This window comes from Teretinema zuelzerae (genome assembly GCF_021021555.1).
Taxonomy (GTDB): Bacteria; Spirochaetota; Spirochaetia; order Treponematales; family Treponemataceae; genus Teretinema; species Teretinema zuelzerae.
Genome location: NZ_JAINWA010000003.1, coordinates 1,490,841 through 1,506,977 on the forward strand (window position 1 = coordinate 1,490,841; position 16,137 = coordinate 1,506,977).

At 56.2% G+C, this 16,137-nt stretch carries 10 protein-coding genes; 1 reads left to right on the forward strand and 9 read right to left on the reverse strand.

What is annotated here, in order from left to right; genetic code table 11:
• Positions 1–138 precede the first annotated feature (138 nt).
• Together K7J14_RS13760 and K7J14_RS13765 are read right to left on the reverse strand one after the other, a co-directional pair.
• Positions 139–3,315, reverse strand: coding sequence for an immunoglobulin-like domain-containing protein (locus tag K7J14_RS13760; RefSeq protein ID WP_230757540.1), 3,177 nt, complete (start codon positions 3,313–3,315; stop codon positions 139–141).
• Between the two features lie 10 nt (positions 3,316–3,325).
• Positions 3,326–5,314, reverse strand: a complete 1,989-nt coding sequence (locus K7J14_RS13765) for a hypothetical protein (RefSeq protein ID WP_230757541.1) — start codon at positions 5,312–5,314, stop codon at positions 3,326–3,328.
• A 205-nt stretch (positions 5,315–5,519) separates the two neighbouring features.
• Between K7J14_RS13765 and metA the strand changes: the two genes are divergently transcribed.
• Positions 5,520–6,437 carry a homoserine O-acetyltransferase MetA gene (gene metA / locus K7J14_RS13770; RefSeq protein ID WP_230757547.1) on the forward strand — a complete coding sequence of 306 codons (918 nt, stop codon included), beginning with the start codon at positions 5,520–5,522 and terminating at the stop codon, positions 6,435–6,437.
• Between the two features lie 4 nt (positions 6,438–6,441).
• Here the strand turns inward: metA and K7J14_RS13775 are convergent, their stop codons facing one another.
• The 7 genes from K7J14_RS13775 to K7J14_RS13805 all read right to left on the reverse strand — a co-directional run bounded on the left by K7J14_RS13775 (position 6,442) and on the right by K7J14_RS13805 (position 16,009).
• Positions 6,442–7,257 (reverse strand): putative ABC transporter permease, encoded by an 816-nt coding sequence (locus K7J14_RS13775; RefSeq protein ID WP_230757554.1) that lies wholly within the window; start codon positions 7,255–7,257, stop codon positions 6,442–6,444.
• Between the two features lie 42 nt (positions 7,258–7,299).
• Positions 7,300–8,955 carry an alpha-amylase family glycosyl hydrolase gene (locus K7J14_RS13780; protein WP_230757557.1) on the reverse strand — a complete coding sequence of 552 codons (1,656 nt, stop codon included), beginning with the start codon at positions 8,953–8,955 and terminating at the stop codon, positions 7,300–7,302.
• A gap of 67 nt (positions 8,956–9,022) precedes the next feature.
• Positions 9,023–9,931 carry a sugar ABC transporter permease gene (locus tag K7J14_RS13785; RefSeq protein ID WP_230757559.1) on the reverse strand — a complete coding sequence of 303 codons (909 nt, stop codon included), beginning with the start codon at positions 9,929–9,931 and terminating at the stop codon, positions 9,023–9,025.
• Positions 9,928–11,298 (reverse strand): carbohydrate ABC transporter permease, encoded by a 1,371-nt coding sequence (locus K7J14_RS13790; protein ID WP_230757561.1) that lies wholly within the window; start codon positions 11,296–11,298, stop codon positions 9,928–9,930. The genes K7J14_RS13785 and K7J14_RS13790 overlap by 4 nt, the downstream gene beginning before the upstream one ends.
• An 83-nt stretch (positions 11,299–11,381) precedes the next feature.
• Entirely contained in the window at positions 11,382–12,581 is a 1,200-nt protein-coding gene (locus tag K7J14_RS13795; RefSeq protein WP_230757566.1) for a sugar ABC transporter substrate-binding protein, read from the reverse strand.
• 97 nt (positions 12,582–12,678) lie between these two features.
• Positions 12,679–15,546: an alpha-amylase family glycosyl hydrolase gene (locus tag K7J14_RS13800; RefSeq protein ID WP_230757569.1), complete on the reverse strand. Its 2,868-nt coding sequence runs from the start codon at positions 15,544–15,546 to the stop codon at positions 12,679–12,681.
• Between the two features lie 190 nt (positions 15,547–15,736).
• Positions 15,737–16,009 (reverse strand): hypothetical protein, encoded by a 273-nt coding sequence (locus K7J14_RS13805; RefSeq protein WP_230757572.1) that lies wholly within the window; start codon positions 16,007–16,009, stop codon positions 15,737–15,739.
• Positions 16,010–16,137: the final 128 nt, after the last annotated feature.

Genomic DNA, 16,137 nt, shown 5'->3' on the forward strand with positions numbered 1-16,137 from the left:
CTCCCGTTTTCAGACAGAACCCTTCTCACCTAGAATAGTAGGCTACCGAAGGGCATGCTTTCCAACAGAAGGACGTTATTTTACATTCCGGGCCGCCCTCCACGGATGAACGCAGAGCGGCGCGGAAAACAAACCTTTCTAGTAGCGGCGAACAGGACGGACGTATTTATATCCTGAGTTCATATCGTACCCGGCCATAGTTTGATCGCTGACGGTAAACGCTTCAGCAATAAACGAGGTGGCGGGTTTGCTAATAGACGAAGACCAATACGTATTGTTCTTGAACGGTGCGATTCCGGTCGCATGCAAGTTGAGATACATCTGGCCGATTTCATTTGCCGCCGGAAGATACCAATCAGTTTTCCCATTGTTCGTATATGTCTTACATGCGTTAACCGCAGCTGAATATGTTGTGGAGAACGAATAGATATCTGCGGTATTCTCATAACCAGCGCCCAAGAGGGCCGTTGTGGTCGGAGGATAATCCGAACGAACATCACCCCAATATAGAGGGTCGGATTCCCACGGCGCCGCTTCCAGGTATGTCCATCCAGTATGAACGTCTTCCGAATCGTAATAGAAGATGTGCCCCCCGCCCGTTCCGATCTTGCCGAGAGGATCTGCGTCGGAGGTGTACACCGCGTAGAGAGTCGTATCGCCGGTAATCATAAAGGCAGTATCGGTAGTAAGCTGAGGATTGACAGCATCGGGATCGAGAGACCAACCGAGGAAACGCTGATGCACATCGGGATGGCCTGCCACTTCCGGACCCATAACCAGGCCCGAAATGGCTATGACATTACTCTCTGATCCGGGAGGATAGTTAAACGAATCGGAGGGAGCCGTTCCCGTGCCTCCGTTCATGTCGTAATACACCCATGCGTCCGGCCGTACGATGACATCGAATGTTTTGGTTAACGATGCGGAACCTTTTGTTATCGTCGCGGTGAGAGTTACCGGCACCTTTGGAGACGGCGTCGGCGCGGCGACTGTAGAAGGCCGGGTAACGGTCCCCGTTGTGCCTGATACGCTTATTGTCGACGGATCGCTTGAACTCCAGGAAATAGAGGTTTCATATAATAAGTGGGCAATGCTCAACATCATATTAGTGTAGATAAAATCGGGGTTCGAAAAGCTCGTAGAAAAATCAGCATCCGGCAAGAACCATGTTTTCCACACTGAAGCTTCGTCGGTTGATGAGGCGAAGGTATGGTTCGACCATGCAGAAGAGGGAGCAATGTCAGCGGTATTTCCGGCTATATAGGGGTTGATTTGTGAAATATCCGAGACTTCCACAGGATATCCCTCTGAGTCTAAAAACGATACTCCTGATTCCCAACTGAAAGCATCGCTGAAAACGCCGCCGCCTGAACCGGTCGCGTGGTTTCCGGTAATGGACGGCATCGACGCTGTCGATTTGATGCGAATCTCGCCTTCGCCGATTATCGAGACTCCGCCTCCGTTATACCCGACGCAGTTTCTGATAATGCCCCCTTCGAGAGAGAGAGAACCGCCCGAACCGTACGTCTGCGTCAGCCGGACAACGCCGTTGCCCGTTGAACGGAAGTTCTCGATTACCGCGCCTGATCCGAGCGTAAAGACCGCTCCGTTTTCAACCTGCACAGCGCATTCGATTTCCGGTTCGGCGGGAAGCGAAGCGGGTCCGACGATGACGTTTACGAACGAGAGGTACCTTGAACCGCTCAATTTGAACAAGGGAGCTTTCACCGATCCGCGGGGCGTTATACGGAAAACAGAACCTTCAGCGGACACGATATCCTTGCTTGCGTTGTTGCTCAAGTCGAAGCAATCAGTTTCGGAGTCGATGGTTAATTCGATGTCCCGGAGAAGGATGATTTTTTGGCAGTAACTCGCCATGGCTCTTTTAAATGCCTCCTCGGTTCCAAGAGGCCATTCGGGTATCGAAACGCCCGGCATGTCGGGAGAAAACACCGCGAACATCCGTTCGTAATCATCTTTGATGAAAGACCCCGGATACGCCTGCAGATTATCAGGCATCGAATTGACGGATTGAATATTGTTCGCGATTACGCCGCCGTTCATACCGATAACGAAGGTTCCTCCTTCGGCAACGTATACGCCGCCGCCAGAAACAGACGCCTTCGAATCGCGGATAGCGCCGCCGTTCAGAATAAAGGAGGCAGAGCCGGCGACATATACCGCGCCGCCCTCTTGCGGATTTCCCATTGAGGAGAGCTCGATTCCTGTCCGAAGCTCGAGGCTTGCGCCGGCGGCAACAGTGAAAAAGGAAGCTGCTCCCGAGTTTATATTGCGCACCGCGAGCTCAGAGCCGAGGCTGGCAATCCGCCGCAGAACCAGGGGTTTGGTAACGGCAAAGCTTTCTACCGCATCGACATCGCAGGACGAAGCGAAAGCAATTTCCGCTGGAAAATCCGGACTGACGAGGGGGGAATCCATCGCGGCGGAGAAGGCCGCGGCGAAGGAAACGGGAGAGTCGGGGCGGCGCCCGGTGTTGCCGGCCGCAGGAGCATCCGAAACATACCAGCACAGAGCGGCTTTTTTCATGCTCGACAGATCGCAGGTTATAACCTTGTCTCCGGTAAGGGCTCCGTCGCACACGACGGCATAGAGATCGTCGCCTACCGGCACATTCTGCGATCGACCGTCGAAAAGAACGGAAGGAACCAGCAGATACCTGCCGCTCGGCATGCCGGACCACGCCAACGAACAGATTCCGTCGACATACGAAACGGATCCGGCAGGCACATCGACGACAGAAGGAACTTCCGCCGCAAGAGAATACACCGCAACAGAGGCAGATTCGATACCGGGCAAAGATGAAAGATCGTAGCTCACATTCAGCGTGCCGAACCCGTCGAAAGACCTTCGCAAGGGAATCGTTACGCTCGAGCCTGAAGCCGAAATAACGCAGGGAGCGGAGCCCGAAGCGACGAGATCGTCAGCCTTCGTCTTTACTCGAATCTGAACAACGTGTTCGACTCCGACAGATAATCCGGTTATATCGAGAATTTCAGCGACAGGATGCCCGAGTTTTTCGAATACCGGTTCTTCTTCTCTATAAATCACAACGTCTATGATCGACCGGTCCTCGGACAAAAGAGAGGGCGGTAAAAGAGCGCGGGACGAAGACGACCCTGAAAGCTGGTTCTCCGATAACGAAGGATCGTCCTGCATCAGAATTCGGAGGACTCCCTTTCCGGGGGAATCCGAGACGCCGGAGTCGAGGGTAGAGAGGGGACTGAAGCAGCCGGCAAGAGAAAGAGAAATCAACGCAAGAGCGATATGTACGGTGAACGAATATATCTTTTTCATATTTCCAACCTCACTCTGTCACTTCGATTGTTAGACTGCCGGCATATTCCATATCTTCGGAGGATGCGATCAGAACAACCTCGTTGTCGCCGATTACAACATTCGGAATGCCGCTCAACACGAGGCTAAGGGTTTGCCCGCTTCCGACGGCCGCGCCGTTGACAAGCCACAAATAGGACGACAAGCCCGGATCGGCAGACAGAATAAGCGTTCCGGACAGGGGCAGCTTGTTGCCGCCGGAAATATTCGGGGGAACCAACGTTTCTTCCTGTAAAAGGAAAGCGAATGATAGCGTTTGGTTTATCGGCACTTCTTCTGATTCTTTCCAGACGCCCCACAGCGGTATATTCGTTCCGGAAAGACCCGTATAGACCATCATGCCCTGGGCATCGATCTTGTAAGCCGCCAAACCTGCGGCGGCGTCTTCAGGCGATGAAGCCCAACCCTGGAAAACGAATCCGTCGCGAACATATAAGGCGCCGGTTACGGGATCGGTCGGAGAAAAGAGCTGAACCGCTCCGATTGTTCCGATATTATCGAAAACGGAGAAAGATGCCGCTCCGGAATCCGGGTATAGATGGAAGGTTGCGGAAGCGAAAAGGTCAGCTTCGGCGACATTCACCGAAAGCACGCCGTCCGAAGGAGAGACAGGATCGGTTGGAGAATAAAAATAGGTTCCTTCGAGAAAATTCTCCGATTTCGCCATTGCTTCGACCAGGGCGGGAAGATCGGAAACGGCAGTATTTTTCGGCGGCCTGATGATCACAATGTATGAGTATTTCTTGCTTTGAACCGGAGCCCATAGCGTTACGGCGTTTTCGATAGAATACAGATTAAAAGAGGCGGAACCATCCGCGCCGACGGTGCCGATCCCTGCGCCTAAACCGCTGACGGGCACGGCTTCAGTTTCTTCTCCGCTGTACTCGGAGGCGAAAGCCAGAATTTCCCACCCTTTCAGAAGCGCGCTTCCTTTGTATGTTACCGTCGAGGGAGTGGTTACCGGGTCGACAGGGTCGCTCGGGTCGACAGGGTCGGTCGGGTCGGTCGGGTCGACTGGCTCCGCCGAGGCCGCTATTTGCTCCATGTCTATGCGCATCCAGCCGAGCGATCCCGCGGGCCACAGGCAACCGATGTACAGTTGCTGCAAATCCGCTTCCTTCAGCCCGGAAGAAGCAAAATCGAAGGTCCACGAGAAGTCGCCTTCCGTTCCGTTTTTGGCGGGAAGAGAAGCCAGTTTCAAACCGGTTGCGCTGTACAAAGGCAGCGATCCAAGAACTGATGTTTCCGGAGAAGCGGCATCCGCGGATTTTTCAAAGGCAGCGGTTAATATAACAGAGGAAAGCGTTTCGCCTTCCGCAAGCCCCGAAGAAAGATTTTTGAGGCTGACGAAGCGGAACGCCGAGATCTCGCCGGCATCGGGTTCCAGCTGAACGAAATAATCCGAGGATGCGGGATCAATGGTCAAGGATTCGGGAACGGCGGGTATGAGGGTGAGGGCAAGATTCGTCGTTTTGCCTTCTGTCAAGACGAGGCCGCTTTTTTCGTTCCACACCGTCTGTCCGGGATATTTTTTCGCAAGATCCGCGGCGAATGACTCAGATGAAAGAGACGCAAGCCAGGCAGAGTCGATGCGTTGAGAGGAGTATACAACGCGGAATTTACGATAGGTTCCGGAGGCGACGTCCGTCGTTACAAAGGGCTTCCCGGCAGAAACAGACCACGGTCCGTACACGGAAACGCCGGCATCGGATTCAGCCCTGAAAAGGAGAAAGCCTGAGGCGCCGGTCAACGCGCGCGAAGCGGGCGCGAGAAACAACGCATCCTGCTGCCGGGGAGAGGGAGGTTCGGGCGTCGAAAAAAGAATCGACACCACGGGGTCGGAACCGGCAGGCTCAAGGCCGTAGCTGCAGGACCAGGCGAAGAGAACCGACAAGGATGACAGCGTTGCTAAAACACGCGAGAGTTTCTTTTGTTTGAGGGTGCGAGATTTGTGTGCCATTCGGGACAACCTTTCCTTCTACACTTTTTCGTAAAACAGATGCAGGATACAATGAGACAAAGTATAGCCCTTCTGAAAAAGTCGTCAGGGAAACGATGAAAAAAAACGGTTAATTTCCGGTCTTATTGTATACCCGGCCCTTTTCCGGTTAAAATGCGCCAGATTTAACGCAGAAACACTGCGAAAGACACGAGAGGAGGACACGATGCCTGTAAAAATTCCGGCCAGTTTACCCGCGGCGAAAATACTAACCGACGAGAACATCTTCGTGATGGACGATACGCGGGCGATGATGCAGGACATCCGTCCCCTTAAAATAGCGATTCTCAACCTGATGCCCACAAAGGAAGTGACAGAGACGCAGCTTCTCCGTTTGCTGGGAAACACGCCGCTTCAGATCGAGGTAACCCTGCTGACAATGGCCAGCCATCAGAGTTCCAACACCGCAAAAGAATATCTTGAAGCCTTTTACCGCACCTTCGACAGCGTTAAAAACGATAAATACGACGGCCTGATCATTACAGGCGCTCCGGTGGAAAATCTTCCCTTCGAAGAAGTCGACTACTGGAATGAATTAACCCGCATAATGGACTGGAGCAAAACGCACGTATTCAGCACCCTTCACATTTGCTGGGGATCCCAGGCGGCGCTCTGGCACCATTACGGCGTGGGAAAGCACGCGCTCGAGGAGAAAACCTTCGGCGTATTCAGCCACCGGGTTCTCAACCCGCACCATAAACTGGTTAGAGGCTTCGACGAAGCCTTCCTGGCGCCCCACAGCAGGCACACGACGATTCGCCGTGAAGACATTGATAAAGTGGGAGAACTGGAAATCCTGGCCGAGTCCGACGAAGCGGGAGTGTTCTTGGTCGCGAGCAGGGACGGCCGTTCCATATTCGTGTCCGGGCACGCCGAATACGACGCGGACACGCTCGCGCGGGAGTATAACCGGGACGTCGCGCGCGGGCTCAAGATAGAGGTGCCCAAGCACTATTATCCGGACGACAACCCCGAGCACTTTCCGCCGGTGATGTGGCGGGCTCACGCAAACCTCTTATTCGTGAACTGGCTCAACTATTTCGTATACCAGGAAACTCCGTATCATATAGAAGAAATCAACTGATTTTTTACGCTTCATCGCGGCGGCGGATTCTTTCGCCGATGCGGTGAAGCTTCTTGAACAGGTCGAGCTGGGCGTTATGCCTGCGGCTCCGCATTCCCGGGAAGGCGCGCATGAGGCGGCGCATATCCTTCGACCGCTGAACGAGGAACTCAAGCCGCTCGGCGAGCCGCACGTTGAGTTCGCTCCTGTCCTGCAGCACCCGCTCCTTCATCAGCTCAAGACTCTTCTTTAGGTCAAGCTCGTCGAACCAGTCGCGCGAGGAGAGGGACTCCCGCACGCCTTCCATATATTCGCCGAGCATGGCGAGCCGGTCGGCGAAATTGACGAGATCGCGGAGGGTAAGGAAAAAGTCCAGCGACACCGCTCCGAAGAGAACGGCCGCGGCTATGCGGGCGGCGGGCGGCGGCACGAGTGCGACGACTCTTTCGATCAGAGGGTGCAGATAATACACCCCGAGGAAGCCCATAACGCCGAACATGAGAGAATTGACCAGGCAGATGCGCCCGTGGAGATTAAAGCGCCAGCGGGAGTAATCCCACCACTTCGTATTGAAAATAGCTTCCAGCGCCCAGCCGGTCGCGTATTCCAGAGCGGTAGTTAGAGCCGCTGCCGCGAAGAAAAGCGCGACAGGGTTTCCGGCGAAGGGCTCGAGGGCGAATACGACCAGGAGCCCGCCGAAACCGTAAATAGGGCACAAAGGCCCGCGGAGAAAGCCCCTGTTGACGAACTTTTTTTCAATCAGCGAACAGTATACGACTTCGGAAATCCATCCGATTACGCTGTAAATAATGAAATACAAAAAGAGGACAGAATTGCTCACGAAACGCTCCTTAGATTGCCGTGCTCTGTCCCCCTAATATACTCATTCTTTTACGCTATCAGCAAATACCGCGCTGCCCCGGGGAGGAAGAGTGATCGTTCCGTCCGGATTCGCCCGGGTTTCGGCGTAGGTCGCGAATACAAGAGAGTATTCCGGGCCGAACGGCAGGGACAGAGCAACGCTCTCGGAGGACACGTTGTGGAAGACGTAGGCTGTCTGCGCCGAGTCCGACATTTTCCAGGAAACGATCGAAGATATTCCCGTATCGAAGGGCGAAAGGCGGCCGCGATAGAGGGCGGGATGGGCGGTTTTCGCGCGCACCGCGCGCCGGTAGTAGTTTAAAAGCGAATCCTTGTCGCGGTTCTGCCGGGCGACGGGAATGGTGTTCCGGTTGTATTTTGATTCGATCCACGAGGTTTGCAGGCGGTCTTTTCCCGGATCGTTCCAGAGCATGGGGGTGCGGATCTGTTCGTCCGGCTTTGCGCCCATGAGGCCGATTTCTTCGCCGTAGTAAATGAAGGGAACGCCCTCCGCAAAGAGATAGAGGGAGGCGGACAGCTTGAGCTGGGCGGGGTCGCCCTTGAGCATGCCGGAAATGCGGTTCTGGTCGTGGTTGGTCAGGAAGGGCGCGTCGACGTAATCAGGGTTGAATTCGCGGTACGTCTCGTAGTCCGCGAAGAGGGTGTTCGCGAGGTTGTTGCGGCCGCCGTCTCCGGTGCGGATCATGTCCACGATGCGGGTTCCGAGGTCGAAGTGAAAGGTTGATCCGAGGCCCTGCATGTAGACGGCCCGGGTTCCGGTGGAATCCCATACCTCTCCCACGGTGTAGGCTTCAGGGTTTTCCGCTCGGATGTGGCCGACGAGCTCCTTCCAGAACGCGACGCCCTGACTTTGGGATTCTTCGCCCGAGGCGAGCTTCGCGGCATTGAACACATGGCCGGCGGCGTCGAAACGGAAGCCGTCCACGCCCTTGTCCATCCAGAACGAGGTAATCTTCTTGAATTCCTCGCGGACGGCCGGATTCGCCAGATTGAAGTCGGGCATGCCGCTTTCGAACAGACCCGCATAATAAGAATCCTTGTATTTGTTCCAGAGGTTGTGCCCCCATATTTTTTGCTTGAGGTTGTAGCGGGAGTCGTCAGGGCTGATCCAGCGGTACCAGTCGCGGTAGGGGCTTTCGGGATCGCGGGAGGAAATGAACCAGTCGGTATAGGTAGACGAGTGGTTGCAGGTCATGTCTATGATGACGGAGATTCCGCGGCGGTCTGCTTCCGCGAGGAAGGTTTCGAAGTCTTCCATGGAGCCGTATTCGGGATTGACCGCGTAGTAATCGTCCACGTTGTAGCCGTGGTAGGACTGGCTGGGGAACATCGGCATGAGCCAGATTCCGGTGACGCCGAGGTCGGCAACGGTTTCGTTTTTTCCGTCGTTAAGGTAGTCGAGCTTGGCGGTAAGGCCTTTGAAGTCGCCTACCCCGTCGCCGTCGGAATCCGCGAAGGAGCGCACGAATACGCAGTAATACACGCCTTCGGACGGAGAGGAGGCGGCGCGCGCGACGGGCGCGAGGTTATAGACGGCCGCCTCCGGGTCGATGCGGGCTGAGCTTCCCGCGCAGGACAGCAGGAACTGGGGAAGAATAAGGAAGCAGGCGAGGACGGCTCCGAAACGGACGCGAAACCCGGATGTTGAAGTGATCATAGCGTTCTCCATCTTAATAAAAAAGCCCTTCCCCGATCCGGGGAAGGGCCGGTAATCCAAAATCAGATTATTCCTTTACTCCGTCCCCCGCAAGAGACTGAAGCATCATTTTCTGCCCGGCCATAAAAAGTATAGCGAAGGGAACCGCTACAAGCAAAGCTCCGGCGGCGAACATGGTGAAGTTGTCGTTGGCGCGCCCGTTGATGAGTTCGAACAAGCCGACCGCGAGGGTTTTCTTGTCGTCGCTGCGGAGGATGAGGCGCGGGAAGATGAAGTCCATCCAGGGACCGGTGAAGCTGGTGAGGGCGAGGAACATGATCATGGGCTTTGCCATGGGGATGATGATGCGGACGTAGGTGACGAAGGGGCTCGCTCCGTCTACGCGGGCGGCTTCGTCTATGTTGCGCGACACGGTGTCGAAGTAGCCCTTCATGAGCCAGGAGCTGTAGGGGACGCTTCCGGTCGCGTACACGAGCACCAGGCCCCAGTGTGAATTGAGCCCGTTGATGCGCCACAGGATGACGTAGGTCGCGATCATGCCGATGAAGCTCGGGAACATCTGGAGGACGATCATGGAGGCCATCAGCGGCTTGCGGAATTTGAAGCGGAAACGGGAGAAGATGTAGCCGGAGGTGACGCACACCGCGAGGGTGAGCAGCGTGTTCATGACGGCGATCTTGAGGGTGTTGCGGTACCACACGACATAGTTGGTTCCGCGGACGTTGTTGGTGCCGGGCACCATCTGGTCCGAGGGGGTGAGCAGGCGCTGGAACTGGTAAAGAGAGGGCTTCGACGGCCAGGGCACGATGCTCGTGGCGGCGAGGGAGTTGGTTTCGGTGAACGCGGCGCTGATCGTGAAGGCGACCGGATAAAGGACGATCAGCACGGTGATCGCGAGAACGAGGTAGAGGATCGAGGTCACCACAACCGTGCTGGAGCGGCTGTGTTTGCGGGGAAGGGGCTGATAACTGGTCATATTTCGCCGTCCTTGAATGATTTGGTCTGGGTGAAGTTGTACACCGCGAAGGGTACAAGCACGACGAAGACGAGGATCGAAAGAACCGACGCGAGGTTGTACATGTTAGGCGTGTTGTAGGTCAGCTTGTAGATCCAGGATATCAGAAGATCCGTGGCGCCGGCCTGCGTCGTTATCGTGTCCGAGACCTTCGGGTCTCCGGCGGTAAGGAAGAATACCGCGCCGAAGTTGTTGATGTTGCTGGCGAACTGCATGATGAGGATCGGCATGGTTTGGAAGAGGACAAGCGGCAGGGTGACGTTCCTGAACTGCTGCCACTTGTTCGCTCCGTCGATGATGGCGGCCTCGTACAGCTGGGACGGAATCGCCGTCATATTGCTGGTGATGAGGATCATGCTGTAGGGGAAGCCGATCCAGATGTTAACCAGGATGAGGGTCATGCGCGCGATGTTCGGGTCCGAAAGCCAGGGTATGGGGTTTGCGATAATGCCGAGCTGGATGAGGGTTCGGTTGATCGGGCCGAAGGTTCCGTTCAGGAGATTCTGCCAGATGAAGAGGCTGAGCATGGTCGGAATCGCGTACGGGAGAATGAAGATGGTTCTGAATATGTTGGAAATTTTGATGCGATGGTCCACCAGGATGACGGCGAACAGCATTCCGACGAAGTAACAGGTAAAGGTGGAGAACACGGCCCACACGATGGTCCACAGGGCGACGCGGCCGAAGGCGCTGAACCAGGCGTTCGTCTCCGAGGCGGTGAACATCGTTTTAAAGTTTTCGAAGCCGACCCAGTCGACCAGATTGTTCGGCGGGATGTGGTCGGGCGACGAATAATTCGTGAAGGCGACGAGGGCGGAGAACACCAGCGGAATGATCGTGAAGAAGGCGATCATGATGAGGATGGGAGTAAGGCCGGCGTAGGGGAAGGATGTTTCCTGTATGTGATTGCGGGTTTCCTGATAGGTGGGAAACCGCTGCTTTTCTACAATTTTCTGGGCCGAGCGGCGGGCATCGATGATGTTGAATACATAGAAAACCGCGTAGATGATTACGATGATGAGAACGATCAATCCGGTGATCATCATGAAGATCGAATGATCGCGAAGCTTTACGGGAAGGTCCGGCTTGGGATCCCCGAGAGTTACGAGGCCGATGAGGCTTTTAACGAAGGGCCCTTTGAAATTGAGGGCGAAGGTTCCCGCCTCGAAGAGGCAGAAAAAAAGCATGAGAGCTTCGAGCAGCGCGAATGCGGCGCCACGAAGATACTGCTTCAGGTAGATAATCTGGCCGAGCCCCATGAAAACGGCCGAAGCCGTCTGGGCTTTGTTAACCAGTTTCTTGTCGATAACAGCGACCTGTCGACTCATCTGATACACTCCAATTCAGTGATGGAAGAGGGAGGCTCCCGAAGGAGCCTCCCCCGGGCGGGAAGAAAATCCCGCCGAATGATTTATTTGGCGGCTTCCATCGCGGCGGCGGCGGAGTTCAGCTCTTTCTTGACTTCCGCTCCGTCCCAGATGCTGGCGAACGCGGCGCCCATTGCAGACCAGTAGGTTCCCATCTGGGGAATGGTCGGCATGGGAGTGGCGAACTGGGCCTGGGCCAGGATTCCGGCGCTCAGAGGATCGTTGATGACGATGTCTTTGCGGGGGGGAATCTGCTTGGTCATTTCATAGCGCTTGGAAAGAATTTCCTTCGAGGTGAGGAACTGGGCGAAAGCGGTGGCTTCCGCGGGGTAGTTGGTGTACGCGCTTACGAAGGCGAGGCGGATGCCGGAGAAGGACGCGGGAGAGGTCTTCTGTCCGGGGAACACGGGGATCGGCGCAATGCCGAAGTTGAGGTTAGCCTTGGTGTAGTCGCTGATCTTCCAGGGTCCGGTGATGATCATGGGAGCCTTTCCTTCCACGAACGAAGAGTTGCAGAAGTCGCCGCTCATGTCGGCAGAGGGAACGTCGAGGATGGTCTTGCGGAGTTTCTGGAAATAGGAGAGACCCGCGACAGCGCCTGAGCTGTTGATGTTGTGCTGCTTGCGGTCGTTTCCGTTCGGTCCGAACAGGGGAGCGCCGAAACCGCCCATGAAGATGTAGTCGAAGTAGGCGTTCGCTACTTCCCAGACGATGGCGTACTTGTTCTCTGCCTTGTTGTTCCAGGTCTTGGCGAAGGCTTCGACTTCTTCCCAGGTCTTGGGAGCGGTCTTGATGATGTCCTTGTTGTAGAACAGGGCGTAGGTTTCGATTCCCTGGGGATAGCCGTAGATCTTTCCGTTGTAGGCGGAGCCGATAACGGCCGCGTCTACGAATTTAGAGGCGAAGTCGGGGTCGACGTTTTCAAGAACATGGCCGCCGTTGATGAGGGCGCCGAGATGGTCGTGGGGCGCAACGAAGATATCCGCACCGACGCCCGCGGGTCCGTCGAGTTCGATCTTGGCGCGCGAGTCGACCAGGCCGACCGGCTCGTACACGACAGAAACGTTCGGATTCGTTTTCTTGAATTCGGACGCAGCCCACAGGATGAAATCCTTTTCTACGCCTTCCGATTCCCATACCTTGAGCGTTACCTTTCCGCCCTTGGCGCCGTCTGCGCCGCCGGCAGCGAATGCCGCTCCGGCGAGCAGGGTTGCCGCTGTCAAAATTGCTGCGATCTTTTTCATTCTTCTCTCCTCCTGAAAAAAAACTCTATCAACGGCACGTCGAAAGACGATGCCGAAAATTACATTGTCTGAGGCCGCGCGGCCGCGGCGAATCCGCTCACTTTTTTACGCGGAGCACTGCGCCGGTCAAACCGTCCACGGTCACTGTTGAATCCGCCGCGGAAACTCCCGCGGGCTTTTTCGCTCCCTCGAGATGGGCTCCGGCCGCGTCCGCGTAAACGACCGCGTCTTTTGCGGAGAGGCTCCCGAGATCGAAGGTCATCGGTTTGGCTTCAGCGTTCATGAGCACGATCCACACCGAGTCGCCGTGCGCAAGGGTGTATCCAAGGGTTAGCCGGCTCTCTTCCGGACAGGGAAGCAGAGCTGCCGAGGCGTTCACGCGGGCCATGTCGCCGATGCGGAACACGTCGAACTTTTTGCGGAGCTCTACGAGGGAGGCCGTATATTCGGGAAGGCCTTCGAAGCCCTCGCCGAGAGTCCAAACGATCTGATTGATGTCGTCCGAGGAATCGTAGCTGTTGCGAACATACGCGCCGATCGTTTCGTTCTTTTCCTTCGAGACGTTGGGCTTGGTTCTGCCCCGTTCCTGTCCTCCGTGAAGGAAGGCTATTCCCTGAGACGTAAGAAGGGCGAAGTTGCCGAGCTTGATTCGGCTGACGAGCTCCGCGCGCTGGGCGGGATCCGCAGGATCGAGCTTGGCGTTGTGGGCGATGCCGTCCCTGAGGGTGAGGCCGTCGTGGGCGACGAGGTATTGAAGGTTGTCGCCGGGATCGTCCGCACGGTAGTTTGACTGAGGCTGGCCGAGAATATTGCGGTAGAGTTTTTCCGTGTTCGGCCCCTGGCGGGTCAGAAAGCCCCTGCCCTGTTCGTTGAAGCCGCCGGCCTTGAACAGATCGCGGATTTCATCGTTAAACACTGAAACAGAATCAGTCTTGCCCATGTAGGCCTGTTCCATGCCGGCGGTGCCGACCGGTCCATTGTACATTTTCCACCCCTCTCCGACGAAAAGGGAGTTCGGATTTATCGCCCGGGCGGCCTCCCAGGATTCGAGCACCGTGACGGTATCCATCAATCCCATGAGGTCGAAGCGGAAGCCGTCTACTTTGTATTCGGAAACCCAGTGCCTCACCGAATCGACGATGAGCCGGCGTGCCATCGCCCGTTCGGTCGCTACGTCGTTTCCGCAGCCTGAATTGCTCGTAAGCTTGCCCTGGGCGTTCGTACGGAAATAATAGCCGGGCACGATGTCGTCAAGAAAGGATGTATTGGCCATATGGTTGTAGACGACGTCCAACAGGACTCCGATTCCGGCCTTGTGGCATTCTTCTATCAAAGTGCGCAATTCAGCGACGCGGGAATAGGGATCTTCCGGGCGGGAGGAGTACCAGCCTTCCGGAGTGAAATAATTGTGGGGATCGTAGCCCCAGTTATAGTTATTCCCGGACACGCGGCCCGAGCCCTCGTAGGCTTTGTCGGTTTCGTCGGTAAAGTAGAAATTGACGACCGGCATGAGCTGAACGTGGGTGATCCCGAGCTTTTTCAGGTAGGGGATTTTTTCGATGAAGGCGAGATAGGTGCCCTTTTCCTGCTCTACGGCCGAATCGGGACTGATCGTGAAATCGCGGACGGACATCTCGTAAATGACCGCGTCCTCGCGCTGCTTGAGGGTTACGAAGCCGGCCGGCGAAGATCCGCGGGGCTGCGCTTTTTTCGAGCCCATGTCGACCACGGCGCCGCGGCCGCTGCCGCCTTCGTTGCGGTAGGCGGCCATAGATCGGGCGTACGGGTCTAGAACCGTCGCGGAGCCCTTGGCGTTCGTCAGCGTATAATCGTAGAAATAGCCTTCGGGGTCTTTTTCCGAGAAAGACGCCGTCCAGATTCCCTGCCTGGAGTCGAAGGCCATGGGGACGCGGTAGTCCGGAGAGGCGGAGTCGGCCCCGGCGTAGAGATTCAACACGGCGGCGGAAGAGGTCGGAGCCCAAAGCGCGAAGCTCGCGGATTTCCGGGCGGAATCGTAGCGCGCGCCGAGAGGTTGGTCCCTGGATGGAAGGGTTTTCTCCGCGAGCGTTATCGCCAGGCGGGACGAATCCACCGCCTTCGAGCCTTCGAAAACCGGATTCGATACAATGAGAGGTTCGGAGAGAGTCGCTTCTCCGGCAAGGGTTATGACGACGCGGCGCGCGTTGTTCCTTGAAGGATCATCAGGAAATTCGGCGTTCGAAACGCGGGCTATCGGCCAGGTTTTTCCGGAAGGCGACGATACGGAGAAACCCGAAGGGCCGCCGTCGATATCGAGGCCGTATCGCCCGCTTAGCGTCAATTGAATTTCGGTAAGCGAAGAAAGGGCGGCCGAGAGGGCCTTGGGCTTATAGTCGCGGGCGGCGTATACGTTCGAGTCGCCGGAGAAGATAACGACGCTGTTCGACAGCGCGATATCCCAGAGCCTGTCGTCGTCTCCGTCCTTGGTCCAGCCGCCTTTCTGGCGGGCGATCATGCCGAACTGACCCTGCGAACCGATCGGCTTGACGCCGAGATCGGAGCCGTCGAGCTTGAAGCGCATATAGCCGATGCCGTCCTGAACCTTCCAGTTCTGGGTTTTCGGCCAGGCCGCGTTGCCGTCGCCGCCGGGAAGAGCCCACAGCCACAGAGCCCAGGGTTCATAGTTCTTGTCCGGGCGAACGTAGAAAATCGCCAGCTCATCGTCCTTGACGTCGAGCTTTTCCCTGAGGCGGATTACCCCGGAAAGCCCTGAGGGAGCCGCGTTTTCGAACGAGCCGGGTACGGCGGAGTCCGAGGCGGACCCCTTGCCTGCCGCAGCGGAAGCAAGGCTGCCTGATGACGATGACGGCGAGGTTCCGCAGGAAGCGGCGAAAAAGACGGCGAATAGAATACAGCTTAAAAGAACGGCTTTGGCCCGGCCAAAGGCGGAGAATGTTTTAGTAGGTACGTATACGGGCAATTTCAATCGAAAGCCTCCAGATATATAGGTAGAAAGTCCGGATTAGTCGTCATCCGCGACCCTGCGTTCTGCGGTTAAACGGTTCAGTAAACCCTTTTAATAAACCGGTTTGCTTAACCGGTTTACTGAAGTATAACCGCAGTTCCGAAAAATGTGCAACGAAATTCACGCGGAATTTGCACATTTTTACGGTATTTCAGGAACCCTGCGGGAACGCTGTCCAGGAAAAAGACCCGTCGGCGCCGAAACGGACGGAAATGTCGTAGAGACCTTCGGAACCGGAGGTCCACTGTATGTTCGGACCGTCCGCGACACCGCCTTCGCCCCAGTTTTCCTGCCATACCGTGCCGCCGGATGTTTCGAATTTAAACTCATACCGGGTGAGGCCCTTCAGAAACATCGTGACGGACCACACCTCGTCGCCGTTTTCGATTTTGCCGGCCATCGCGTCCGCGCCCCAGCCGTTCATGCTGCCCCGCAGATAGAGGGTGCCGAGAGCGGGATCCGTAACGGCGGGATCCGGGTCGTCGGTTTCCGGGATGGCGTGTTCATACGAATAAAGAGGGAGGGCGCCCGCGAATTCTTGCGGGATCGCGC